Below are 25459 nucleotides of genomic sequence, written 5' to 3' on the forward strand. Positions count from 1 at the left end.
GATGCCCCGCACCGCACCGCCCGCCCCCCGCCTGCCCTGGCACACCGACACCCCACGCCTGGTGCGCGGCTATCGGCGCCGGGTCCCCCTGCCCGTCCGCCGCGCCGTCGTGGCCGTGACCGGCGCCAGGCTGCGCCGGGCGGCCAAGCGGGGCCTGGCCCGCCTCTCGGCGGCGTCCGCGACGCTGCGGCTGCGGTGGGGGCGGCGCCGGCTGCGCCGGGCCGGGCTGCTGTCGACGCCGGACCGGATCGTGGTCGTCGACCGGCACGGCCCGCGCATCGCCCACCTCACCACCGTGCCCACCCCCCTGCACGCGCGCACCGAGAATCTGCGGCTGGTGTGCGAGGCGCTGGAGCGGGCGGGGGTCGACCACTTCGTGGTCCGCGCGTACGGCAATGTGTCCTCCGCCGTCGGGGTGCCCGCCGAGGCGCGGCCCCGGGCGGTCGCGGCGCTCACCGAGCTGTGCGCCCGCGAGGCGGGCTATGTGTCGCTGCCCGCGCGCGGCAGACGCCCCGGGACCGCGCCCCGGTCCGGCCACACCGCGCGGGCCTGGGGCCGGCTGTCCACCGCCCCCGTCGTCCGCTTCACCCGCTTCTACGCGAGCCCGGGCGCGCGCTCGGGCGCGGGCTCCGGCGCGGGCCTGGTGCTCGGCGTGGCGCAGGGCTGCGACATCGAGTTCTGGCGGCGGGGCAGAGCCGAGAGCGGGGCCGGGACCGAAGGAGGGATCGAAGGGGGCCCGGACCTGCTGCTCGCGCCGCGCCCCAACCGCACCACCGCCTCCGTCGCCGCGGCCGCCACCGCCGTGCACGCGCCGGGCCACCTGTTCACCCGGCTGGCCCCGGCCGAGGGCTGGCGGGCGGGACCGCTGGTGCGCACCCGCCCGGAGTTCACCACCCGCCTCCCCGACGAGGTCCGCTTCCCCATCGACGTCGTCTACACCTGGGTCGACGGCGCCGACCCCGCCTGGCGCAGGCGCCGCGCCGAGTGGACGGCCGTCGCCGACGACGCGGCCGAGCCGTACCACGAGCAGGCGGCCAACGAGGCCCGCTACGCCAACCGGGACGAGCTGCGCTACTCCCTGCGCTCCCTGCACATGTACGCCCCCTGGGTGCGTCATATCTACCTGGTGACCGACGACCAGGTGCCGCCGTGGCTGACGGGCTCGCACCCCGGGATCACGGTCGTCGACCACCGCGACATCTTCGACGACCCGCGGGTGCTGCCCACCTTCAACTCCCAGGCCATCGAGACCCGGCTGCACCACATCGACGGGCTGGCCGAGCACTTCCTGTACTTCAACGACGACGTTTTCCTCGGCTCGCCGGTGACCCCGCAGGACTTCTTCCTGGCCAACGGCATGACGAAGTTCTTCCTCTCCCGCGCACTGATCCCGCTCGGCCCCGCCCACCCCGGCGACGTCCCGGTCTCGGCGGCCGGGAAGAACAACCGGGCGCTGCTGGAGGGCCGGTTCGGGACGACGGTCACCCAGAAGCTCAAGCACACCCCGCACGCGCTGCGCAGAAGCGTCCTCGCCGAGATCGAGGGCGAGTTCCCCGGCCCGTACCGCGCCACCATGGCCAGCCGGGTGCGCAGCGCCTCGGACATCTCCCTGCCCTCCGCGCTCCACCACTACTACGCCTTCCTGACCGGCCGGGCCGTCCCCGCGCCGCTGCGCTACGACTACTTCGACCTGTCCCGGCCCGGCATCCCGGCCCGGCTGGCCCGGCTGCTGCGGTCCCGGCGCTGCCAGGCGTTCTGCCTCAACGACACGGTCTCGTGCGAGCGGGATCTCGCGGACCAGCTGGCGCTGCTCCGCCCCTTCCTCGACGCCTACTTCCCGGTCCCCAGCCCGCTGGAGCGGGCCATCGCCCGTCAGGAGGCCCGTCAGCCATGCCCCTCGCCATCACCCTCCCGCTGAATCCGGACGTCATCGCCGCCGAGGGCCCCTACCCGCGGGCGCTGAACGTGCTCAGCCGCAAGCAGACGGCGGTGCAGCGGCAGTTGCGCCGGGCGGGTCTCGCCGGATACGAGCCGACCACACAGGCCACCCTGCTGGCCCTGGCCCAGCGGGCGCCGACGGGGAGCGCGGTGTACGACATCGGGGCGCACATCGGGCTGTACTCGGCGCTGATCAGCGCGGTCTACGGGCGCGGCAGGCTGCGGACGTACGCGTTCGAGCCGACCCCGGACACCGCCGGTCTTTGCCGCCGTATCCGCGCGTGCAACCGGCTGTCCTACGAGGTGGTGGAGTCCGCGGTCTCCTCGGCGCCCGGGACCGCCGAGCTGTATCTGTCCGAGAAGACGGAGTCCTCGAACTCACTGAACCGCGCGCACCGCAAGCACAGCCGGTCGGTGCGCGTCCCCGTCACCACGGTCGACGACTTCACGGCGGAGCGGAGCGCCGCCCCGTACCTCGTCAAGATCGACGTGGAGACGCTGGAGGCGGCCGTGCTGGAGGGCGCGCTGCACACCATCGACCGCCATCGCCCCTGGATCGTCTGCGAGCTGCTGCCCGGCGCCGACCACGACGCGCTGCGCCGGGCGCTGGCCCCGCTGGTCGCGCTCGGCTACGGGCTGCACCCCATCACCCCCGAGGCGCCGTGGAGCCGCTACGACGAGAGCGGCTACCGGCGGGCGGTCAGCGGCCAGTGCCGCGACTGGCTGCTCGCCCCCGAGCCGCTGACCCCGGGCTTCCACCGGGCGGTGCGGCGGTGGCTGATCGCGATCCTGGCGTGCGACGAGACGACGAACCTCCTCACGCCCGCCGGCTCGCCCTTCCCCTGCGGCTGGAACGCCCCCTACCCGCCCCCCGGCCGCCGCCGACCGACCCGACCGGACTACCGGAAGTACGCCTCCCGGAGGCTCCGGGAGGGCCTGGCGGCCCTGGCGGCCCTGCCCCGCCGCGGAGCGGGGCCGTAGGGCGCGAAGTGAAACGGCCCGAAGCCTGAGTTGCGGTGAGTATCGGACGGCGACACGCCGTGGTGTCGGCGTGTCGCCGTCCGATACTCACCGCAAAGTCACCGGCATTCGCCCCTACGCCGGTACGGTCCGGTGTGCGTCAACTCGACGGTTATACGCAGCATTGTGCGAGGCGCCTTCGCCAGGAATGCTGACTTGTGGCGTATCACGCGACAAGTCGGAAGGCGGGGTCCATGACCGCTGTACGGGGGAGTGATGTCCTGGAGGCGTCGCAGGTGCGGATCTGCTCGGCCGCCGGTGAGGTGGTCGGCGCCGGGTTCCTCGTCACCGCCGATGTGGTGTGCACCTGCGCCCATGTCGTAACCATGGCACTCGGGGTGCCGAATGCCGTGGAGCAGGCGCCCGGCGAGCCGGTGGACCTCGACTTTCCGCTGCTGGGCGGCCGGCCCCGCGCGCGGGCGACCGTGGTGTCCTGGCGGCACGGCGGGGCGGACGTCGCGCTGCTGCGGCTCGACGCGGCAGTCGAGGGCGCCCGGCCGGTGCAGCTCGTCGACGGGACCGGCGTATGGGGGCACACATTCCGTGCGCTCGGCTACCCGGACGGCGCCGACAACGGCATATGGGCCTCGGGCACGCTCCGCGCCGGGCAGGGCTCGGGATGGGTGCAGATGGAGGCGCAGGAGCCGGGGCCGCGCATCATGGAAGGGTTCAGCGGGGCGCCGGTCTGGGACGACGTGCAGGACGGCGTCGTCGGGATGACGGCCGCCGCGCACCGGGGCGAGCGCACTGCGTATCTGTTGCCATCGGCCGAGCTGGTCGACGAACGGATTCTGCGGCCGCGCTGCCCGTTCAAGGGACTCGCGGTGTTCACGGAGGACGACGCGGAGTTCTTCCACGGTCGCGACAGCGACACCGCCCGCGCGCACACGGCCGTGCGCGGGCGCCCGGTGACACTGGTGGCGGGGCCCTCCGGGTGCGGGAAGTCGTCCCTCGTCCGGGCCGGAGTGCTGCCCCGCCTGCGGGCCGGGGGCATGAGCGTTTCCGAGCTGCGGCCCGTCCCCGGCGTGCGGCCGACCGCCGTGCTCGCCCGGGCGCTGACCGGGGTCCTGGAGCCGGGGCTCGGCGAGGTCGACAGGCTCGCCAAGGCCGAGGAACTGGCGGGGCTCCTGGAGGCCGGCGACGATGTGCCTGCCGAGCTACGTGCCAGGATCCTCGCCTGTGGAGAAAGCGCTGGGCACGTCCTCTTCGTCGACCAGCTCGAGGAGTACGCGGGCGCCGAGCCGGATGCCGCGCGCGACCTGTTCGGGCTGCTCGCCGCCCTGGCAGGCCAGGACGGCGCGGCCGTGCTGCGGGTCGTCGCCACCGCGCGGCCCGACTCCCTTGATGCGCTGGTGACGGCTGACACGTCCGACCTCGTCAGCGATGCCGTGCAGTTCCTCGCGCCTTTGGCCGCCGACGACCTGGAGCGGGCGGTGACCGCGCCCGTCGACGCCGTGCCGGGGCTGTGGTTCGAGCCAGGGCTGCCGGAGCGGATCGTCGCGGACGCGGGCAACGAGCCCGGGCGGATGCCGCTGGTCCAGTTCGCCCTGACCGAGCTGTGGAAGCGCCGCACCCGCTCGATGCTCACCCACGCTGCCTACGACGACCTGGGCGGCGTCGCGGGCGCCCTCGTCACATACGCGAACGACGCCCTCGCCGGACTGACCCAGGCCCACCAGGAGTGCGCTCGGCGGCTGTTCGTGCAGCTGGCTCGGCCCGGCGACGGTGACGCCTTCTCCCGCAGGCCCACCCGCACCGCCGACCTCGCCCCCGAACTCCTCAGCCTGGCCGAGAAGCTTGCCCCCGGCAAGCTCGTCGTCCTCTCCCCCACTCCGGGTGGTGCCGAAAACGAGGTTTTCGTCGACCTGGCGCACGAGGCACTCACCAAGCTCTGGCCGCGCCTGAGGCAATGGCTCGCCGACTCCCGGGACTTCCGCCTCTGGCAGGAACAGCTGAGGGCCGACCTGAAGCGATGGAAGGCTCAACATCGTGAGCCCGCCCGCCTGCTGAGCGGAACCGACCTGATAGAGGCCGACAGAAGACTGGCCAAGCACCAGGCGGACATCTCCGTCGACGAGCGCGGCTACATCCTGCTCAGCCGCCGCCACTCCCGGCGCAGCGCCCGCCTCAAGCGGGCCGCCGTCGGGGCGCTGGCCGTTCTCACGGTGCTCGCCGTCGTCCTGGCGCTGTCCACCTGGCAGAGCCTCAAGCGGACCGAGGAGCAGTTACGCACGCAGGCCGCAGGCCTGCTCGCCCAGGCCGCCGAGGACCGCCCGGGCAGCGATCCCGCCACCGCGTTGCAGCTCGCCCTGGCCGCGTGGAAGACCAAGCAGACCGCCAAGACCCGCCAGGCCCTGCTGCACCAGTACGCGCGAGGGCAGTACCTGGTGGGCAGCTACCCGTCGGTATGGCGGGGCCGGGTCACCGGCATGAACGCCACCCCGGACGCCCGCACCCTCGTTGTGCAGTCGAAGCCCGGCGGCGGCGACCGGTCGACGATCACCGTGGTCACAGGAGCTCTCCAAGGCAAGCCCCGGGCACGGGAACTGAGCGGCGTCCCCGAAAGAGAGATCCCAGCCGCCGCCATCAGCCCGGACGGCCGCTTCTTTGCCGCGGCCGCAGGCGGACGGGTACAGCTGTGGCGGCTGAGCGACCCGAAGCACCCTGCCATCCTTGACCTCGGCGGCCATGACGTCCCCGAGAGATTCGCGGCGACCCTGGACTTCAGCAGCAACGGGAAGCGGCTGCTGCTGACGATGGACGACCGGTCCGCAGAGTGTTACAAGGACACCCAGCGGTGCGCTCCCGTCTTCGCTGAGGCATGGCGGGTGCCCTCCGGTGCCCGCATCGGCGTACCGGACCAGCTCATCCCTGAGACGGTGAAGGATGCCGCGTTCACATCCGACGCAAACACCGTCGCGACAATCAGCACCATCAAGGAGCTGCGCAAGCGCATCGAGGTCAGAGACTTCACCACCGGTCGGCTGCGGTACGCCTCCACCACCGGGGGAGACGACTACGCGGAGCTTCGAGCGGGCGGTGAGATCCTCGTCAGGACGGACACCACGTACGCCCAGGCGCTCGACCGCATACCCGGCCGCAGGAGCGAGCTGCCCACTGGCGGGGGCACGCCGGATGCGACCTCCTGGTACGGAGTCGACGGGACAGCAGCCGCATACGCCCCAGGGCTCTCGGACGCGGACTACGCCGAGCCGACCCTGACCGACCTGCGCACCGGGCGCACATACCGCACCCGCATCCCGACCTCGGGCAGCACTCCCACCGATTACAAGGGTCTCGCCGCCGCGCCGCGTGCCGACGGCGGGCTCACTGTTCTCGTGCCCGTCGGCACGGCGTTGATAGCGGTCCGGGCCGAGCCGACGGGCAACGAACGGTTCTCGAAGAACAGCGCCGCCGACGAGAAGTACACGGTGTCACCCAACGGGCGCTTCGTCGCCCGGGCCACCGACCGGCGCCTTGAGGTCCTGGACGCCTCCCGCACCCGCCACCGGTCGGTGCCGCTGCCGCCACCGGCCGAGGCAGTCGACTGGATACCTGTTTGGACCGCTGACTCGAAGCGGATCGTGGTGTGGAGCGAGAACGACAGCCTCTACCGGTCGTACTCGGTGCAGGACCTGAGCGACAGCGTGTCGTTCGATGACGTCGTTCCGAAGGCGACGGAAGTGGACAGTGTCGCCCCGCTGCAGGGCAGCGAGATCGTCCTGCTGGCCAAGGACGGTACGCTCACCCGCGTCGACGCCGCCGACGCGGCCGTGCGCGCCCAGCCCTTCCTCGTCCACCCCACACCGACCTCCACCGGCTCCACCAACGAGCTCTCTGTCGCCGGCCAACTGATCGCCCGTCCCGGGCACCCTGGACAGGTTGTCGCGGTCACCAGGAGGGGGACCGTGCGCGGAGAAATCCTCTTGTGGGATGTCCGTGCTCCCCGGCCCATCACGACGCTGTCGGGGCGAGCCATCAGCACGCCATCCACTCTCACATCCGCTGTCACCAGCACACTCGCCTTCGACGCGGACGGCTCGCACCTGGCCGTGCGGAACACCGACGGGCAGGTACGCGTCTGGGACGTGGACCGCAAGAAACAGCTGAGCGGTGGCGCACCCGTCTCGACTCTCGGCACCCTGGTCGGGTTCGGGCCCGGTGGCAGCATCGTCACGTACGTCGCAGCGAAGCACCAGGTCCTGATCCACGCTCTGACAGGCGACGGTGCCTCCGGCACGTTGGCAGTCTCGGGTGACGAGTGGACGGCGGGCCTCGTGAACGGCCGCCACCTGACCATCGAGACCGGTCACCTGCGCCAGACCTTCGACCTGCGCCCCGACGCCCAGTTCCGCACCCTGTGCGCCGCCGCAGGGCGCGACTACACCACAGCCGAGCGCAAGCTGCTCCCGGAGGGAACCCCATCGAATCCGCCTTGCGCCTGACAGGCCCTGCGGGCGTCGTGTGCACCGTCCGCATCTGGTACTCCTTTCGGGTCGGCCGCTTTCCCTTATGGCGAAAAGCAAACCTTTACGTTCGCCCAGCCGTCCGGACTCAGGTATTGCCATGTGCCGGTCTCGTCGGCCGTAAGCATTGCTTCGGAGTACAAGGCTCCGGCCAGGAGTTTCCAGGGCTCGTCTCTCTCAGTGGTTTCATTGTGTGCCAGGTCCCGTAGCGACTTGTCTGCCGCCTTGAAGATGGCGGTACGGAGATCGAAGTACCGGGCCTTGTCGACTGTTCCTGTGGTGACGCCGGATGTGCTGATGAACGTCCATTCGGCGTGCCAGGGTCCATCAGCCATGGGCGAGAATCCGATCCGGGGAAGTGCTCTGGGGCCTATGCGGACGCCGTGCCTCGTTGTCGCTGGGCATGAAGCCGGGCGATGGCCCGCAGCTGCCGCCGCTCGTATGCCGTAGCGGGGCGCACCGAGGCACAGTGCGACCGCCATTCGAGGCCGGTGGGACGGCTGAGGCACACCATCGGCCCATCAAAGTCGGCGATGGTCCCGGGCATGTCGTAACGCCGGTCGTAGACCACCATGCCGACCGCGAGAGTGGGCAGGACCTTGGTCCAGTCCCTGCCGTTCACTGCGGCCCCCGCCCCAGATGCTGGGCGATCTGTTCGCTCAGGGCCGCTGATTGCTGTCGCAGTTCCTCAAGGGTGGGGCGGTCGCCGCCGCCATGCTGCCCCTGCTGCTGTCCAACGGGCTGGGGCTCGGGCCCGCCCGGTGGGGTCGTGGTCTCGCTGGGCACCGACGACTCCTCTCTGTAGTGCTGTGACTACCAAGGAGGTTCAGCGTGGCCTTCAGCGGGGAATCAAGCAACTGCTCAAACAAGAACGAAGGACGGTGAACGCCTCTTGAACCGCAAGGAGTTGCATCCGGACAGCAGTCCGCTGGCTGCCTTCGGGGCGCGTCTGCGCAGCTTACGTGAGAGCCGTGGCTGGACCCAGGAAGAGCTGGGGGAGCTGACGGGATATTCCAGCGTGCATGTTTCGGCCGTCGAAACTGCTCGCAAGCCTCCCACTCTTCGGTTCGTGCGCAGTACGGACCGCGCCTTCGGGATCGAGGGGACGGAAGACTCGTTCGAGCGCGAGTGGCGCAAGATCCGCCACGGCAGCCTGCTGGAGGGCTTCCCCGAGTACGTCGGGCACGAGGGCCGGGCAGCGGAGATCCGGCTGTACGAAGTGGGGGTCATCCCTGGTCTGCTCCAGACACCGGAGTACGCGACGATCCTCGCGGAGAGCGCCGTCAAGCGGGGGGCGATCACCGCCGAGCAGGCGCAGGAGCGGGTGGCGTTCGTCGCGGAGCGGCAAGCCGCGCTCGTCCGGACGCCTCCGCCGCTGGTCTTCGTGGTACTGGACGAAAGCTGTGTCCGTCGGCCCATCGGCGAACCCGCCGTCATGGAGGCCCAGTTCGCGCGGTTGCGCGAGTTCGCCGAGCTGCCGAACACCGTGCTCCAGGTCGCTCCGTTCGACATGGGCACGCGCCGCCCGTTCAACCTGCCGCTCTACATCCTGACGATGTCGGACCGTTCGCTCGTGTCGTACGCGGAGTCCGCCCAGCGAGGCCATTTCGAACGGGAAAGCACCTCCGTGGTGCCCATACTGACGGCCTACCATCAGCTACAGGCCGAAGCGCCTTCTCAGGCGGAGTCTGTGGCCATGATCAGCCAGTTGCGAAAGGGCACCCCGTGACGACCGAATCCCCCCGTTGGTTCAAGTCCTCGTACAGCGACAACGGCGGCGCCTGCATAGAGGTCGCCGCCAACCTCGTCGCCTCGCGCGGCGTTGTTCCCGTCCGTGACAGCAAGGACCCGAACGGTCCGGCACTGGTTTTCTCAGCGGACGGGTGGTCATCGTTCGTCTCCGCCGTCCAGCGTGAGGAGTTCCCCACCCTCTGAGTCCGGCACCAGCCCCGCCCCATACAGCGACAATGCGCCCTGCCCACAGCAACAGCTGTGAGCAGGGCGCATTCAGTCGGCCCTAACCGGTGTACGAGATCCGCCATCCCTGACGGCATCACGGGGCGCCGCCGACGAGGGGGCTTTGTCGCGCCCGGCGTCAGTGAAGGGCCTCGATGGCCTTGAGGATCAACCCCCGCGCCTCAGCTCCGTATACGGCCATGCTGCGCAGCCGCTCGAACGTCTTCAGATACTCCGCGAGTTCCCCGGGCTGAACCACGTTGACCTCGGCCGTCACCAGCTCCACAGACACCATCCGGTCGTCGTAGATGTGGAAGGTTTCCTCGGTCCAGTGCGTCCTCCGGGTCGCCATCGGGATAATCCCGAGCGACACTGCGGGCAGCGCCCCGGCAGTCAGCAGGTAGCCCAACTGGGCGGCCATGGCGTCAGTATCGGCGACCTGGCAGTACAACACCGACTCCTCGATGACCACGACGAAGCGATGCCCCTGCTCGTGGATGATCCGGGACCGCTCGATCCGCGCGCGGGCCGCGGCCTCGCTGTCGTCGATGGGCAGGTCGTGGACGCTCGCGGCGATCCCGAGGACGGCCCGCGCGTAGCCCTCGGTCTGCAGCAGGCCGGGCACGAGGCTGGAGGAGTACATGCGGAACACCTCGGTCGCCTGAAACGCCTGGACGCGGCTCTCCTGAATGTGCCGGAGTCCGGCCCGGACCTGGTCGCGCCACTGCCGGTACATCGTCTCAGCGTTGATGGACTGGACGACGAGTTCCCGCGCCTGGCCGTCGGCGCAGGTCGCGGCACACCAGCGGCGGATGTCCGTGGCGGACGGCCCGGTGAGGGCGTTCTCGATGCGGCTGGTCTTGGAGTAGTGCCAGCCACACGCGGCAGCCAGCTGCACGACCGTCAGGCCGGCTTCCTTGCGGAGGTCGCGCAGCCGCTGGGCGACGGCTTCACGTGCGGCCTGGGCAGATGAGGACGGCGAGACGGGCATGAGCTGGCTGCCGGTGCTTCCTGGTCAGTGGATCTGGTAGTGGTCGTGGGGTGTGGCGCGCGCCCAGACGGCGTCGAAAGCCTCCGCGCACAGCTTGGCGGCCACCGGGTCCTTGGAGATCTCGTGGCCGACGAGGGCACCGTTCCCAGAGAAGAAGCCCCAGCGGATCAGGTGGTCGTCGAACAGCCAGAAGTCGTTGCCGGGCAGAGCGATGTCCGAGGCACGCCGACGGGGCAACCAGCGCACTTGCTCGCCTGCGTGCACGTTGACGACGGTGGACGCGTGCTCGTAGCGGATGTAGTCGGTGACCGGCTCGGACACGATCCGGGCCCGGCGCACGACGACACCACGTGCCACCGCGCTGGAGACGAGGTCGACCCAGGGCGCCCAACCCGGCGAGCCGGGGTCGGTGTCCACGCTGCCGGTCTGCAGCCACTCCCTGAACTCGTCGGCTTCCGCGGCTACTCCGTAGTGGTCTCGCATCTCAAGGTGCACGGCGGAGCGCGTGCAGTCGGCCATCAGGTCAGCGATGGTCGGGATGCTCGAGGGCATCACATGCCTCCCTGATCATGCGCACCATCCTGGCGGGGATACGAATCACGGCCTCATCGTCCGGGATGCCGACGGCATGCCCCGGCACCTCGAACGCGGCGCACTCGGCTTCGAGTTCAGGGCCCGGTTTCCAGCCCTGGAAGACGAGTTCGTGCTTCTCCTGGTCGACCCACACGGTCGGGGAGTCTCCTGTCTTGGTGTCGGGATCGATCCCGATGAACCGTAGCGGCACGCCTGCCTCCATCCACGTGATGTGCAGTTCTTTGCGTCACAGTCATGCAGTCCGAGGGCCACGTCAAGGGCGCGAGCATGGCAAGTCACGGGCCAGCAGCCCACCCCTGCAAATATCTGCACATTGCTGGCTGTGCTGCACATCTCACTCCTAGCATCGGCGGGTACGACGAAACCCGGCGAGGCGGCGGAGCCTCCCGGGGCACGACGGCTTGCCCCTGACTCCTTCCAACCCCACAGAAAGCTCCACGGCGCCCCCTCCCCGATCTGCCACCACTCGACGGTGGCGGGGCCGCCCGTCACAGCACCACCCGAACGCACACAGAGGAGCACCACATGAGTAGCGCACTGACCCCGGAGAGGGTCGAACTGGGCAAGTTCTTCAAGGTCAGCGCCCGGCAGTTCGAGGCCCGTCGTACCACGCCGGAGATGTTCTCCACCGCCATCGACGCCGAATGGCACCGGCTGATGAAGACGCCCGAGTACGCCGCGTTCTGCGCCGAACACGCCGGTCAGGCCATCGGCCACAGCCCTGCGAAAGGCGCGGGCGAAATCTCCTGGATCTCCGTGTACGAGGAGCTGTTCGGCCCGCTGCCCGAGATCTGGTTCACGGGCGATGACGGTCAGGTCGACGAGAAGGCGCTGGGCACCTACCGGGAGAGCGGAGTCGTGGTCGCCGAGTGGGACTGCTCGCCAGTCCCGGGCGACAGCGGCGACGTCGCCCCCAAGCAAGAGAAGGCACTGGCCCGGTGACCACCACACACATCGACGGAGCGCTCCGGTCCACGGCTGGGGCGCTCCGCCTCGTTGAGAGTAGAACCACCAGCCCGAAGACGGTGGACGTCGCGGAATACGTCGAAGTCGTCGCCGCCCACTGCCCCTATCTCGCGCCGTCCGTGGAGCGCGGGCTGACGGGCTGGACGGTGTACGAGCTGCGCGGAGGCGCAGCGGACATCGAGGCGGAGGTGTTCCATGCCGGCGTTCGGGCCGCGGAGTGGGTACGTCCCTTGGCGACTCGGCCGCATGGCGCGTTAGTGTGCGAGAACATCGTGGTTCTCGGCGCCGGGCAGGATGCGCTGGCGTGGCCTCACTGGGTCCTCAAGCACTTGTACGGGCCGGTAGGGCTGATGTTCGGCAAATTCTCGGCGGGCGAGGAGAAGATCGACCGGCACGGCCGCCGTATTCCGTCGCCCCCGGTGTCGTTCCTCCCCGTGCGGGTCGCCGTACGGCCCCGCGATCCCCGGCTTCTGGAGGGGACACCGGATCTCGCTGCCGCCGTGGCGGCCGCGGTCGACGACGGCCGAGACGCTTTCGAGGGCATTCCGCAGGAGTGGAAGGAGATCAAGGAGTGGGCGCACCACCTCCTGCCGAGGCAGTAAAAGCCCTGGAAGACCGGTTCGGGCCGGTCAGCGCATGCCTGCTCAGTGACCGGCGAGGCTCTCGGGCGTGGAAGGTCGCCACCCCCAAGGGCCACTTGGCGCTGAAGGCCAACGCTCCGGGGTCCGAGGACACCCGGGACAAGGCCAGGGAACTGGAGCAGGAAAACCGTCACCTCTTCCAGCTGGCCCAGGCGGACGCCGTCGACCGGGCGTACCGGATCGAGTCCGGTACGTGGGAGGGCGGGCGGTGGCTGGCCGTGCGGTGGATCGAGGGTGAGCTCCTGTGGCGGGCCTTCAGGCTCGCCCATGCGCCCGAGGGAAACCGCCCCTCAGTGCGGCCCTGGCTGCTCGGCATCGCCCGAACCTGGGCACACCGCCTCGCGGCGATGCATGCCGCTGGCTGGGCCCACGCGGATGTACAGCCCACCAACACCCTCGTGACCAACAGCGGCACCGCCGAGGTCATCGACTACGCGCTGGCCTGCGGGCCTGGCCAGGACGAGCGCCTTCCGTACCGGGGCGCCCTCACCCACACGACCGCCCCGGAGGTCGCCGAGGCCATCCTGTCCACCAGCGACGACACCCACGTCCAAGCAGGGCCCGCGGCAGACGTGTGGGGCCTGGGCGCGTCTCTGTTCTGGTGCTGGGCAGGACATCGACCGGTGGCATACAAGGACGATCTGGACCGCCTGGACAAGCTCCGCACCATCGCAAAAGGGCACACACTCCGCCTGGAAGACGTACGGCCATGGCCCTTCCCGGAGTTCGAGCAGCTGATCACAGCCTGCATGAACGCTGACCCTGGCGCCCGGCCCACGGCCGCCGAGCTGGCCAGTGCATGCTGACCCTGCGGGAGCTGGCCGTGGACGACTCCACGGCCATCCGGCGCATCTACAGTGGCGCTTCGGTCCGCTTCACCCACGGCCACGGGTATGAGATGACCGACGAGGATGCCCGCCACCGCGTCGCCAGGGCCCTGGAATCGGCCCGGACAAGCCCCCGCCCGCGCTGGGACTTCGGCATCACGGTCGTCGGCGATGTGATCGGCATGATCTCCCTCCGCGTGCGGGAACCGGGCCTCGGGACCCTCAGCTACATCCTCCGTGAGGACTGCTGGGGTAACGGCTACGCCACCCAGGCTGCGAAAAGAGTTGTCGACTTCGCCTTCGCTCACACCGAGCTGAAGCGTCTGGAGGCCAAGCACCACCCCGACAACTCCGCTTCCGGCCGCGTCCTGACCAAAGCCGGATTCACCCGCCTCGGCCTCTCTGGCCTTCACGCCGAAGACGGAGTCGTCGTGCCCTACCCGGTGTACGAGATCCGCTGCCCCTGACCACGCGCCGGAAAGCCAGCGGCCCCGGCAGAGGATCCGCCGCCTAGAGCCACCCAAAAGGCAGGAAACGGATCACTCACCTAATGTTTGCGTAAGTAAGCATGATCCACAGCGAAGGGCACATGTGTCATGGAGCGCCTTGGCATACGATCCACCCTCGGCCTCGCGGCCTTCGTCGTCATGGCCGGCTGCCTGGCGGCGGCCCCCTTCGCCGCGCTGTGCGGCGCCGGCTGGCCCTTCGCCGCGGCCGCGCTGCTCGGCGTGGGGTGCGACCTGTTCCTGCACCGCACCGAGCCCGCGCTGATGGGCCGTCTGGGGCGGCTGCACCTCGGCGGGACCCTCCGCTTCGAGGTGCGCAGCGTGGTGCTGCTGTTGCTGCTCGCGCGGCTGGACCTGGCGGGCCACACCGGCCTGACCGCCGCCATCACGCTGGTCGTGTGTCTGCTGGGCGGCCAGGCGCTGCACTCCGCGATGCGCACCATGATCGGCCGGCGGCTCCGCGCCCCGGTCGCGGCCCGCGATGTCGCCCCGCGCCTTCCGGGCATCAGCGACCGGCCCCTGCGGTCGCTGACCGAATGGCCCGGGCAGCGGATGCTCGGATACGAGCTGACCGCCCTGCTCGGCCTCACCGGGACGCTGGCCACCGGCGACGCCCGCTGGGTGGTGGCCGGCCTCACGGCAGCCACCGGGGCGTGTCTGCTCACCCTGCTGGCGCTCGCCCCGTACCTCGTCCGGGCGATCCACCTGGCCCGGCTGGCCCGTCCGGCCCGCGCTGGTTCCCGCGCCGGGTCCCGAAGGGGGGACGACCGAGCCGCCGCAGTCGCCGCCGCACGCCCGTGGCGACCTTGACCGGCGCCACCTCGAAGGCGAGCGCCATGGCCGGACCCCAGGTCAGCGGCTTGGCGTAGTACGGGCGGCCGAAGCGGAACCAACGCGTCCCGGCCAGGCCATCGAAGCGGGGCACGACCGTGGCGCGGCACGGCTCGGGGCCGTCCTCGCCCATCACCAGGGTCAGCGTCCACAGGCCCCGGGCGAGCCTTCTGACGGGCAGCCGGACCGTGAAATCGCCCGGCGGCTCGTCATGCCACCGCACCGGCACCTCGCGCACTTCGCCCCGTCCGTTCTCCGCGCGCAGCAGCACCTCCCCCACGTCCGCGCCGGTCAGCCGCCCGCTGACGGCCAGGACGCCGCTCCTGGCGCCGTGCCAGTCCGCCTCGGTGACCTGGCACGGGGCGTCGAGGTGGTGGGCGACCTGGCCGACGTCGAGGGAGAGGTTGCCGTACGGGGTGAAGTACGGCGTGACGACCGTGGTCCGCCCGCCGGGCCCCGCCGTGACGCACCGGGGCTCGGGGTGGGCGGCCGCGCCGCCCTCGCGGGTGTTGCCGAACCGTACGGTGCGGCTGACGCCCTGCGCCCGCACGTCCAGGTAGATGTTCCACAGGCCGCGCTCCAGCGGCGCCCCGCCGTCCGCCGTGGCCGGGTCGATCTCGACGGTGAAGCCCGCGTTGTCGTACGCGCCGTCGTCGGGCAGACCGGTGGCGGCGCGGGGGGTGACGGGCAGCCGGATCTCGGGGCGGTCGGACTGGTATCTGCGCAGAACCACCTCGGTGCGCGGGTGCAGGGCGGCGACATGCTCGATGTAGGCGTGGCCGGTCAGCCGCAACACGTCGTTGCCGTCGTCGCCGTCGCCGTGCCAGCGCGCCGCGTCGAGGCGGTGGTGGACCGGCAGCCGGTCGGTGACGTCGAAACAGTCGTCGGGGACGGCGGCGGCCGGGTCGCGGAAGAAGGGGTGCGCCCAGTAGACGCGTCCCTTGTCGACGACATGACCGCGCCGCGCGTCCTCCTTGGCGTTGCGCGCGACCGTCAGCACGTCCTCGAAGCGATCGGCGAGCAGCAGATGGACCAGAAGCCGGTCGGGCGCGTCGATCTGCCGGCAGATCTCCTCGCTCGCCCAGTTCAGCGCCCACTGCCGGAAGCGGGGGTAGAAGCGCTCGCGCGCGTCCCGCTCGCTCTCGCGGGGCAGCAGCCCGCGCAGCGGCCCGCACAGCTCCCATTCGACATGGCGGCGCATGGCGCGGTCCCGGCGCGGGCCGGGCTCCAGATAGCGGGCCACGGTCTCGAAGCACAGGCCGATCCCGTCCATGCGGTGGACGAGGTCCCCGGCGGTGAGGGTGAGGTTGCTGCGGTCCTCGCGGTAGCGGACGTAGTAGCAGTCGTAGTCGGCGACCACCGAGATGCCGGAGGCGTTGAGGTAGGCGGCGATGGTGAACGGCTTGTCCTCGCAGTTGCGGAAGGGCGGGAAGCGCAGCCCCAGCCGCTCGACCAGGGAGCGGCGGAACAGCTTCCAGGGGCCCAGGGTCAGATAGGCGGCGGAGGAGAAGATGTCGGTGCGGGGCTGGTTGTGGCTGAAGACGGCCCGGGGGACGGCGCGCCCGCCGACCGAGGCGATCTTGCCGAGGACGATGTCGGTGCCGTTCTCGTCGGCCATGGCCACCATGCGGCGCAGCGCGTCCGGCCCCAGGTAGTCGTCGGAGTCGAGGAAGAAGACGAAGTCGCCGCGGGCCAGGTCGAGACCGGTGTTGCGCGGGCGGCCCGCGCAGCCGGAGTTCTCCTGGTGGACGACGCGGAGCGCGGGGCACCCGAGGGCCAGGCGCTCCAGCTCCGCGCCGGTGCCGTCGGTCGAGCCGTCGTTCACCGCGATGATCTCGATGCGGTCGTGGCCGAGCGTCTGGCCCAGCGCGGAGGTGATGGCGCGGGTCAGCTCCGGCATGGCGTTGTAGGCGGGGACGATCACGCTGACGCGGGGAGGGGGCGCAGAGGACATGAGTGCTCCGGTCTCCGGGTTCACGGCATGGGCGCGGCAGGATCAGCCGCTAGGTCAGTCGTGGTCGGGGGCCAGCGGCGTGGGCCGGGCCGGGTGCGGCGGCACGCCGGTGATCAGGCCGCGCTTGACGGGCAGGCCGTGGCGGTCGGCCCGGCACTGGTCCGGGTGCGGCTCGGGCACGGGCGGCGCGGGCAGCGGGGGCAGCGGGGGCGCGGCGGCGGTCACTGCGTCGGCGGTCACGACGTCCACAGTGGCGGCGTCCACCGTGGCGGCGTCCACCGTGGCGGCGTCCTGGCCCAGCATGAGGGTCCGTACCACCCGCTCCGCCGCGTGCCCGTCGTCGTACTGGCAGAAGCGGGCCCGGAACGCGGCGCGCAGCGCGCTCGCGTCCTCGTCGCGCCAGCGCCCCTCGCGGAAGACGGCGATCAGCTCGTCCTCCGTACGGGCGACGGGCCCCGGGGTGTCGCCCGGCCGCCCCGACAGCAGGTCGAAGTAGACCCCGCGGGTGGCCTGGTAGATATCCCAGTCGTCCGCGTAGACGACGATGGGGCGGTCCAGGTTGGCGTAGTCGAACATGATCGACGAGTAGTCCGTGACCAGCACATCGGCGGCCAGGCAGAGCTCTTCCACCGACGGGTGGCGCGAGACGTCGATCGCCAGCCCCGCCTCCTGGAGCTGCCGCAGCCCGGCGTGCGGCTGGTACGAGTAGTGGGCGCGCACCAGCAGCACCGCCTCCGGGCCCAGGGCGCGGCTGACGCGTTCGAGGTCCAGCCGGGGCGTGAACCCCTTCTGGTAGTCGCGGATCGTGGGGGCGTAGAGGACCGTGAGGGCCCCGTCCGGGATCTCCAGCTCCTTGCGGATGCGCCGGATCTCCTCGGCGGAGGCCGAGAAGAAGACGTCGTTGCGCGGATATCCGTACTCCAGCAGCCGGTACGCGGCGGGGTAGACGCGCTCCCAGACCTCGCTCGAGTGCCGGTTGGCGGAGAGGGCGTAGTCCCAGCGGTCGACGCGCTTGAGGAGGTTGCCGAAGCTCATCCCCGACGCGGCGGCGGGATAGCGCTGCTGGTCCAGGCCCATGCACTTGAGCGGCGTTCCGTGGAAGGTCTGGAGATGCACGGTCCCCGGCCGCTTCACCACGTCATTGGGGAAGTTGACGTTGTTGACGAGGTACTTGGCGCGGGCCATGGCCCAGTAGAAGTCCCGGGTCCCCGAGATGACGTAGTCGACGCCTTCCGGGAGCGACTCGACCGCGGCCTTTCGCACCACCCACACGCCGTGCACATGCGGGGCCAGCTCCCTGGCCTTGTAGTAGATCGCCGCCGGGTTGCACAGCACTCCACGGCCCCAGTACGCCGAGTACACGGCCAGGTCCGCGTCGACGGGCCGCCGCCGGTGGACCCGGTACAGGCTCCGCTTGGCCCGCGCGGCCAGCGGCCGCCGGGTCATCCGCTTGAGCTTGCGGGCCCCGGCCGCCGCCCGCTCCGACAGCTCGTGCTCCCGGTAGCGGACGAAGGAGCCGCGGGCCAGCGCCTCGAAGCGCCACTGGGCGTCGGCGGGCGGGGTGAAGCCGTCGGGCAGATGGGCCCGGTACCACTTGGCGGCCCGGTCGAAGAAGCGCGGCCGGTCCTCGGCCGCCACCCGGGAACGGCGGCCCAGGCAGAACAGGAAGTGCGAGACGGCCCGCTCGAACAGCTGCGGGCGCAGCGGCTCCAGGTGCGGCTTGCCCTCCAGGAAGTCGAAGAGCCGGGTGTACTGCTTGAAGATGGCGAAATGCTTCTCACCGGGGCTGGCGGTGCTGGCGCCCACGCGCCGCTGGCGGTACTCGAGCCCGACCAGGTCCACGCAGGCTATTCGCTCGGCCGTGAGCATCGTCTTGTACGAGAGCAGGGCGTCCTCGTAGATGCCCTCGCTGAACGCGAAGCCGTGGCGGGTGTAGAAGGCCCGGTGGTAGACGCGGTTGGACGACATCGCGAAGATGCGCAGGAACTCCGGGCGCTCCAGGACCGAGAAGACCTCGGTCCCGGCCGAGGCCAGCAGCCCGCCGAAGAGGCTGGGTTCCGTGCGGTCCCACCAATAGGTGCGCACATGGTTGAAGTAGAGGATGTCCGGGTCCTGGACGAGATCCAGCCGGTCGGCGAGGCCCTGGAGGGTGCCGGGGGCGAGCGTGTCGTCGCCGTCGAGGAAGAGCAGATAGTCGCCGGTGGCCCGGTCGACCCCGGCGTTACGGGCGTGGCCGGGGCCGGAGTTGACCGGCTGGTGGACGGGGACGACCCGGCTGTCCCGGGCCGCGTACTCCTCGACGATCGTGCCGCAGTGGTCCGGAGAGCAGTCGTCGACCGCCACTACCTCGATGTCCCCGAACGACTGGGTCAGCACCGAGTCCAGGCAGCTGCTCAGATAGCCCTGCACTCGATAGGCGGCGATGACGATGCTGAATCGGGGCATGGAACACCTCCGGACAGGAGAGAACAGCGCTCACCGTCTGCCCACTATAGGGTGATGCGTCCCGATAGGCCCGATAGGGCGACATTGGGGTGAAAAGATCGCGAAGCCGCCGACAGGAGCCCCCGTGAAACGCGCCGCGCCGCCCGGGGCGGGCCCCGGACGGCGCGGCAAATGGCTCAGTGCCGGTCAGCTCTACTGAGAGCCGCTCAGCGCTGGCTGCGCAGCAGCGTGCGCATGGTGCGCATGGCGACGGACAGATTCGCCAGGTCGAAGGTCTCCGACCCCTGAATCTCGTCCAGCGTGGTGCGCGCCCGCTGGAGGATCGACGCGTTCTTCTCCTCCCAGGCCTTGAAGCGCTGCTCGGGCGTGGCACCGCCGTCGCCCACCGACAGCACATCGGAGGTCAGGGCGGCGTGCGCCGCGTACAGCTCCTCGCGGATGGAGGCGCGGGCCATGGACTGCCACCGGTCGGCGCGCGGCAGGTTGATGATCCGGTCCATCAGCTGGCTGATCCGCAGCCGGTCGGCGAGGTCGTAGTACACCTCGGCGACGGACAGCGGCTCCTTGCCCACCCGGTCGGCGATGGCCACGATGTCCAGCGTCGGGAAGGCGGAGGAGAAGCCCGCCACCCGCGTGGCCAGGTCATCCGGCACCCCGGCGGCGGTCAGCTCGTCGTGGATCTTCTGGTACCACTCCACGTCCGCGCCGCGCAGCAGCTTGGGCAGCTGGGCGCGGACCGCCGCGACCCGCTCGCCGAAGAACTCGATGGTCTCGGCCAGCTCCAGCGGCTGCGGGCGGTTGCCGAGCAGCCAGCGGGTGCCGCGCTCGACCAGGCGCCGCGAGTGCAGCCGCATCCGGGTCTGGATATCGGCCGGGACGACGTTGTCGAGGGACTCGACCTCGTCCCACACCTCGCCCAGCTCGAAGATCACCCGGGCCGAGGTCTGGGCGCGCACCACCTCTTCGGTGGAGGCGCCGGTCTCCTCGCGCATCCGGTGCAGGAAGGTCGTACCGGCGGTGTTGACGGTGTCGTTGACCAGCACCGTGGTGACGATCTCCCGGCGCAGCGCATGGCCGTCGACACGCTCGGGGAACTGCTGGCGCAGCGCCTGCGGGAAGTACGCGTGCAGCAGCCGCTGGAGGTACGGGTCGTCCGGCAGCCCGGTGGCGATCAGCTCCTCGGCCACCGTGATCTTGATGTAGGCGAGCAGCACGGCCAGTTCGGGCTGGGACAGCCCGCGCCCGGCGGCCAGCCGCTCCCGGATCTGGCGGTCGGTGGGCAGGAACTCCAGCGAACGGTCCAGCCGCCCCTCGCGCCCCAGCCGGCGCATCACCCGCTGGTGGGCGTGGAGCAGGCTGGGGGCCTGGGCCGCGGAGTTGGCGAGCGCGACGTTCTGGGCGTAGTTGTTGCGCAGCACCAGCGCGCCGACCTCGTCGGTCATCTCGGCCAGCAGCTTGTTGCGCTGCTTGACCGTCATATCGCCCTCGCGGACCAGCTCATTGAGCAGGATCTTGATGTTCACCTCGTGGTCGGAGGTGTCCACACCGGCGCTGTTGTCGATCGCGTCGGTGTTGATCCGCCCGCCGTTCAGCGCGAACTCGATCCGGCCCAGCTGGGTCAGGCCCAGGTTGCCGCCCTCGCCGACGACCTTGACCCGCAGATCCTGGCCGTCCACCCGGATGGCGTCGTTGGCCTTGTCGCCCACGTCGGCGTGCGACTCGGCGGAGGCCTTGACGTAGGTGCCGATGCCGCCGTTCCACAGCAGGTCGACCGGGGCCTTGAAGATCGCCTTCATCAGGTCGGCCGGGGTCATCTTGGCGACCCGGGACTCGATGCCCAGGGCCTTCCGCACCTGCGGGGTGATCGGGATGGCCTTGGCGGTACGCGGGTGGACGCCGCCGCCCTGCGAGAGCAGGGAGGTGTCGTAGTCGGCCCACGAGGAGCGCGGCAGCTCGAACAGGCGGCGGCGCTCGGCGTAGGAGACCGCGCTGTCCGGGTTGGGGTCGAGGAAGATGTGGCGGTGGTCGAAGGCCGCGACCAGCCGGATGTGCTCGCTCAGCAGCATGCCGTTGCCGAACACGTCGCCGGACATGTCGCCGACGCCGACCACCGTGAAGTCCTCGGTCTGGGTGTCGTGGCCCAGCTCGCGGAAGTGCCGCTTGACGGACTCCCAGGCGCCGCGGGCCGTGATGCCCATGCCCTTGTGGTCGTACCCGGCGGAGCCGCCGGAGGCGAAGGCGTCGCCCAGCCAGAACCCGTACGACTGGGCGACCTCGTTGGCGATGTCGGAGAAGGTCGCGGTGCCCTTGTCGGCGGCGACCACCAGGTAGGTGTCGTCGCCGTCGTGGCGGACGACGTCCTTGGGCGGCTGGACCTGACCGCCGACCATGTTGTCGGTGATGTCGAGCAGACCGGAGATGAAGGTCTTGTACGAGGCGATGCCCTCGGCCAGCCAGGCGTCCCGGTCGACCGCCGGGTCGGGCAGCCGCTTGCCGACGAAGCCGCCCTTGGCGCCCACCGGCACGATGACGGTGTTCTTCACCATCTGCGCCTTGACCAGGCCAAGGATCTCGGTGCGGAAGTCCTCACGCCGGTCGGACCAGCGCAGACCGCCGCGCGCGACCTTGCCGAAGCGCAGATGCACACCCTCCACCCGCGGGGAGTAGACCCAGATCTCGTACGCCGGGCGCGGCGCGGGCAGATCGGGGATGGCCTGCGGGTCCAGCTTCATGGACAGGTACGCGTGCGGCTGCCCGTCCTCGCTCTTCTGGAAGTGGTTGGTGCGCAGGGTGGCCTTGATGAGGGTGAGGAAGGAGCGCAGGATGCGGTCCTCGTCCAGCGAGGCCACCTGGTCCAGCGCCGCGTCCAGCTCCTCCAGCAGGGCGTCGGTCAGCTCGGTGCCGGCCCGCTGCCGCTCGGGGGACATCCGCGCCTCGAACAGGCTCACCAGCAGCCGCGTGGTGTGCACATTCGTGCGGAGGGTGTCCTCCATGTACGACTGGCTGAAGGTGGACCCGGCCTGGCGCAGATACTTCGCGTACGCGCGCAGCACCATCGCCTGGCGCCAGGTCAGCCCGGCGCCCAGCACCAGCTCGTTGAAGTTGTCGTTCTCCGCCTGCCCGGTCCACACCGCGGCGAACGCGTTCTGGAAGCGCTCGCGGGCGTCGTCGGCGAGGCCGTCGTCATGGCGCGGCAGCCGCAGCCCGAAGTCGTAGATCCAGGCGCTGGTCCGGTCCGAGCAGCGCAGCTCGTACGGGCGCTCGTCGACGACCTCGACGCCCAGCCGGGTGAGGACCGGCAGCACCGCGGAGAGCGAGACCTGCTCGCCGACCCGGTAGATCTTGAAGCGGCGCTCGGCGGGGGCCGCCCCCACCGGCTCGTACAGGCTGACCGCGAAGTCGCGGTCGCTGTCCTTCAGCCGCTCCAGCTTCTGGAGGTCGGCGACCGCGCCGCGCGGCGAGTGGTCGGCCTTGTAGCCCTCGGGGAAGGCGTGCTGGTAGCGGCGGAGCAGCTCGGCGGCGCGCTCCTCGCCGACCTCGGAGGTCAGCGCCTCGGCGAAGCCGTCGGCCCAGGAGCGGGCGGCCTCCACCAGCCGGGCCTCGATGCGCTCCACATCGGCGTCGGTGAGGTCCGGCAGCTCGGTGCCGGCCTGGACGCGGACCACGAAGTGCAGCCGGGAGAGCACCGATTCGGTGTGCAGAGCGGTGAAGTCGACCGGTACCCGGCCGTTCAGCTCCTCCAGCAGGATGTCGGTCAGCCGCAGCCGCACCTCGGTGGTGAAGCGGTCACGCGGCAGATAGACCAGGGCCGAGTAGTAGCGCCCGTACTCGTCCTGACGCAGGAACAGCCGCAGCCGGCGGCGCTCCTGGAGGTACAGCACGCTGGTCACGATGGACCGCAGCTGGTCGACCGGGGTCTGGAACAGCTCGTCGCGCGGGTAGGTCTCCAGGATCTGGAGCAGATCCCGGCCGTCGTGGCTGTTGGGCTGGAACCCGGCGCCCTCCAGGACCTCCTCGACCTTGCGGCGGATCACCGGGACCCGGCGCACGGACTCGGTGTACGCGGCGGAGGAGAACAGGCCGAGGAAGCGCCGCTCGCCGATCACATTGCCCTTGGCGTCGAACTTCTTGACGCCGATGTAGTCCAGGTACGAGGGGCGGTGGACGGTGGCGCGGCTGTTGGCCTTGGTGAGGACCAGCAGCTTGTGCTCGCGCGCCTTGGCGCGGGCGTCGGCCGGCAGCCGGTTGAACGACGGCGAGACGGGGCGCCCGGCGCCCTCGGCGGCCGCGGGCAGCCCGGCGTGCGCGCTCTCGTCGGTGTCCCGGTGGTGCGGGTCGGAGCGGAGGATGCCGAGGCCGGTGCCGGGCACCGCGCTCAGCACGTCCTCCTCGCCACCGGACTCGGTGGGCGCCTGCGTCAGCTCGTACTCGCGGAAACCGATGAAGGTGAAGTGGTCGTCGGCCAGCCAGCGCAGCAGCTCGCGGGCCTCCTCGATCTCCTGGGGGCGCACCTCGCCGGCCGTGGGCTCCTCGGGCAGGCCCTCGGCGATGCGCAGCGCCGCCTCGCGCATCTTCTCCCAGTCCTCGACGGCCTCGCGGACGTCGGAGAGCACGCGCAGCAGATCGGCGTTGATCTGCTTGAGGTCACCGCGGTCGGTCTCGCGGTCGATCTCGACATGGATCCAGGACTCGATGACCGCGTCGTGCGGCAGCTTCTCGGGCCGGCCGTCCGGGGAGACGTCCAGCACCTCGATCAGCTTCCCGGTGAGATCGCGGCGCACCAGGATCTGCGGGTGGATGACGACGTGGATGCCGCGGCCCTGGCGCGTCAGCTCATTGGTGACGGAGTCGACCAGGAAGGGCATGTCGTCGGTGACCACCTCGACCACGGAGTGGCTGCACGTCCAGCCGTGCTCCTCGACGGTCGGGGTGTGCACCCGGACGTTCGCGGTGCCCTGCGGGCGCGACTCGGCCAGGCGGTAGTGGGAGAGGGCCGCGCCGAAGACGTCGACCGGGTCGCGGCCCGCGAGGTCCTCCGGCGGCGTGTGCTGGTAGTAGTGCTGAAGGTAGGCGGTCAGAGTCTCGGGGCCTGGGCCCTGTACCGGTTGCTGTCCCCCGGCAGGACTGCTCTCAGCTACCCGGGCGGCCCGTGTGAGCAGCTCGGCCTTGGCTTCGTCCAGCTTGGTCTGCATGTCCTCTGGCTCCTGTCGCGCGCCGTTGCGTGACATCGATAGCGGTGGCATGACGTCGCGACGCGGGATATCCGGTCTGGGACGACGATATGCCCGTGCGGGGGATGGCCGGGGCGGACTCGGCCGAAAGTGACCAAGGCCCCAGGCGGCACCGGTCAGCGGCGGCCCGAGCCCGGTGGGAATCCGGGACCGGTGCGGGGGCCTCATCGCCCCCACGGCCTATCGCGCTGATCACGCAGTAAGGCTATCGCCCCTCCCCCGGGGAACGTCATGAGCCGTCCGTGTACAAAACCGAGCCTCGAAGTTTGACGTTATGGACAGCGACGTGGACAGCGACGCAGGTCCCGCGCGGTCTCTTGGCAAAGCGGCCCGGCGCGGGCACTGTGACCTTTACGGTGATTGGTGAGGCTTGTTCGGCCGTCGGCGTGTCCCGCCCGGCGCTCGGTGTGTCCTGTCCGGCGCTCGGCGTGACGGCCCCGGCCGACACGACCTGTGGAGGTGGGCGGCATGCCTGCGAAGATCCTGCTCGTGACCGGAGACGCGGCCGAGTCCCTGGAGGTGCTCTACCCGCTCCAGCGGCTGCGCGAGGAGGGCTACGAGGTGCATGTGGCGGCCCCGGCCCGCAAGACGCTGCGGTTCGTGGTGCACGACTTCGAAGACGGCTTCGACACATACACCGAGAAGCCCGGCTACACCTGGCCCGCCGACCTCGCCTTCTCCGAGGTCGATCCGGGCCAGTACGCGGCGCTGGTGATCCCCGGCGGACGGGCCCCCGAATACCTGCGCAACGACCCCGAGCTGCGCAAGATCCTCAAGGCCTTCTTCGACGCGGACAAGCCGGTCGCGCAGATCTGCCACGGGCCGCTGCTGACGGCGGCGATCGGCGGGCTCGGCGGGCGGCGGGTCACCGCGTATCCGGCGCTGGAGATGGACATGCAAGCGGCGGGGGCGGAGTTCCAGGACGCGGAGGTGGTGGTCGACGGCACGCTGGTGTCCTCGCGGGCCTGGCCGGACCATCCGGGGTGGATGCGGGAGTTCCTGGCGGTGCTGCGGGCGAAGGCGCCGGTGATCTGAGGCACGGGCGCCGTGCCGCCGTGCCGCTGTGCTCCCGCGTACGGCCGCGGGTGCGGGC

The 25459-nt window shown here is 70.7% G+C and carries 18 protein-coding genes; 10 read left to right on the forward strand and 8 right to left on the reverse strand.

Going from position 1 to position 25459, the window contains the following annotated elements:
• Position 1: 1 nt before the first annotated feature.
• From ACZ4WQ_RS44120 to ACZ4WQ_RS44130, 3 genes are all read left to right on the forward strand, one after another.
• Positions 2-1918, forward strand: a complete 1917-nt coding sequence (locus tag ACZ4WQ_RS44120; RefSeq protein ID WP_398368845.1) for a stealth family protein — start codon at positions 2-4, stop codon at positions 1916-1918.
• Complete coding sequence (locus tag ACZ4WQ_RS44125; RefSeq protein WP_398368843.1) at positions 1891-2919, forward strand: FkbM family methyltransferase; 1029 nt, start codon at positions 1891-1893, stop codon at positions 2917-2919. Before ACZ4WQ_RS44120 ends, ACZ4WQ_RS44125 begins: the two co-directional genes overlap by 28 nt.
• A 233-nt stretch (positions 2920-3152) precedes the next feature.
• Positions 3153-7403 (forward strand): nSTAND1 domain-containing NTPase, encoded by a 4251-nt coding sequence (locus tag ACZ4WQ_RS44130; protein WP_398368841.1) that lies wholly within the window; start codon positions 3153-3155, stop codon positions 7401-7403.
• A 65-nt stretch (positions 7404-7468) separates the two neighbouring features.
• Here ACZ4WQ_RS44130 and ACZ4WQ_RS44135 read toward each other — a convergent pair whose 3' ends face one another.
• Together ACZ4WQ_RS44135 and ACZ4WQ_RS44140 are read right to left on the reverse strand one after the other, a co-directional pair.
• Positions 7469-7759 (reverse strand): hypothetical protein, encoded by a 291-nt coding sequence (locus ACZ4WQ_RS44135; protein ID WP_385349616.1) that lies wholly within the window; start codon positions 7757-7759, stop codon positions 7469-7471.
• 35 nt (positions 7760-7794) lie between these two features.
• A complete protein-coding gene (locus ACZ4WQ_RS44140) occupies positions 7795-8046 on the reverse strand; it encodes a hypothetical protein (RefSeq protein WP_398368839.1) in 252 nt (83 codons plus the stop codon).
• 270 nt (positions 8047-8316) lie between these two features.
• Between ACZ4WQ_RS44140 and ACZ4WQ_RS44145 the strand changes: the two genes are divergently transcribed.
• The gene (locus tag ACZ4WQ_RS44145) at positions 8317-9153 is read left to right on the forward strand and encodes a helix-turn-helix domain-containing protein (RefSeq protein WP_311727438.1); all 837 of its coding nucleotides are present in this window, start codon (positions 8317-8319) and stop codon (positions 9151-9153) included.
• On the forward strand, positions 9150-9359 hold the full coding sequence (locus ACZ4WQ_RS44150) for a DUF397 domain-containing protein (protein WP_311727439.1): 210 nt from the start codon (positions 9150-9152) through the stop codon (positions 9357-9359). Before ACZ4WQ_RS44145 ends, ACZ4WQ_RS44150 begins: the two co-directional genes overlap by 4 nt.
• 160 nt (positions 9360-9519) lie before the next feature.
• Here ACZ4WQ_RS44150 and ACZ4WQ_RS44155 read toward each other — a convergent pair whose 3' ends face one another.
• Genes ACZ4WQ_RS44155 through ACZ4WQ_RS44165 form a run of 3 tightly spaced genes read right to left on the reverse strand, consistent with a single transcriptional unit; the run spans position 9520 to position 11155 of the window.
• Positions 9520-10371 (reverse strand): helix-turn-helix domain-containing protein, encoded by an 852-nt coding sequence (locus ACZ4WQ_RS44155; protein ID WP_385349604.1) that lies wholly within the window; start codon positions 10369-10371, stop codon positions 9520-9522.
• 24 nt (positions 10372-10395) lie between these two features.
• Positions 10396-10923 (reverse strand): DUF6879 family protein, encoded by a 528-nt coding sequence (locus tag ACZ4WQ_RS44160; RefSeq protein WP_311727441.1) that lies wholly within the window; start codon positions 10921-10923, stop codon positions 10396-10398.
• Positions 10895-11155 (reverse strand): hypothetical protein, encoded by a 261-nt coding sequence (locus ACZ4WQ_RS44165; protein WP_311727478.1) that lies wholly within the window; start codon positions 11153-11155, stop codon positions 10895-10897. The genes ACZ4WQ_RS44160 and ACZ4WQ_RS44165 overlap by 29 nt, the downstream gene beginning before the upstream one ends.
• Positions 11156-11490: 335 nt before the next feature.
• On the opposite strand from ACZ4WQ_RS44165, the gene ACZ4WQ_RS44170 reads away from it, so the two are divergent.
• From ACZ4WQ_RS44170 to ACZ4WQ_RS44185, 4 genes are read left to right on the forward strand one after another with little or no spacing between them, the layout of a single operon-like run.
• The gene (locus tag ACZ4WQ_RS44170) at positions 11491-11907 is read left to right on the forward strand and encodes a hypothetical protein (protein WP_311727442.1); all 417 of its coding nucleotides are present in this window, start codon (positions 11491-11493) and stop codon (positions 11905-11907) included.
• Positions 11904-12533, forward strand: a complete 630-nt coding sequence (locus ACZ4WQ_RS44175) for a hypothetical protein (protein WP_311727443.1) — start codon at positions 11904-11906, stop codon at positions 12531-12533. Before ACZ4WQ_RS44170 ends, ACZ4WQ_RS44175 begins: the two co-directional genes overlap by 4 nt.
• A complete protein-coding gene (locus ACZ4WQ_RS44180) occupies positions 12503-13378 on the forward strand; it encodes a protein kinase domain-containing protein (protein ID WP_398368835.1) in 876 nt (291 codons plus the stop codon). The genes ACZ4WQ_RS44175 and ACZ4WQ_RS44180 overlap by 31 nt, the downstream gene beginning before the upstream one ends.
• Entirely contained in the window at positions 13372-13866 is a 495-nt protein-coding gene (locus ACZ4WQ_RS44185) for a GNAT family N-acetyltransferase (RefSeq protein ID WP_398368833.1), read from the forward strand. Before ACZ4WQ_RS44180 ends, ACZ4WQ_RS44185 begins: the two co-directional genes overlap by 7 nt.
• A gap of 700 nt (positions 13867-14566) precedes the next feature.
• On the opposite strand, the gene ACZ4WQ_RS44190 is transcribed toward ACZ4WQ_RS44185, so the two are convergent.
• From ACZ4WQ_RS44190 to ACZ4WQ_RS44200, 3 genes are all read right to left on the reverse strand, one after another.
• A complete protein-coding gene (locus ACZ4WQ_RS44190; protein WP_398368831.1) occupies positions 14567-16690 on the reverse strand; it encodes a glycosyltransferase family 2 protein in 2124 nt (707 codons plus the stop codon).
• A gap of 54 nt (positions 16691-16744) precedes the next feature.
• Positions 16745-19135: a bifunctional glycosyltransferase/CDP-glycerol:glycerophosphate glycerophosphotransferase gene (locus ACZ4WQ_RS44195; RefSeq protein WP_398368829.1), complete on the reverse strand. Its 2391-nt coding sequence runs from the start codon at positions 19133-19135 to the stop codon at positions 16745-16747.
• Positions 19136-19341: 206 nt separating this feature from the next.
• Positions 19342-24327, reverse strand: coding sequence for an NAD-glutamate dehydrogenase (locus ACZ4WQ_RS44200; RefSeq protein WP_398368827.1), 4986 nt, complete (start codon positions 24325-24327; stop codon positions 19342-19344).
• Positions 24328-24834: 507 nt separating this feature from the next.
• Here ACZ4WQ_RS44200 and ACZ4WQ_RS44205 point away from each other — a divergent pair.
• Positions 24835-25401 carry a DJ-1/PfpI family protein gene (locus ACZ4WQ_RS44205; RefSeq protein ID WP_311727449.1) on the forward strand — a complete coding sequence of 189 codons (567 nt, stop codon included), beginning with the start codon at positions 24835-24837 and terminating at the stop codon, positions 25399-25401.
• Positions 25402-25459 lie beyond the last annotated feature (58 nt).

It is taken from the genome of Streptomyces sp. NPDC028305 (assembly GCF_055569495.1).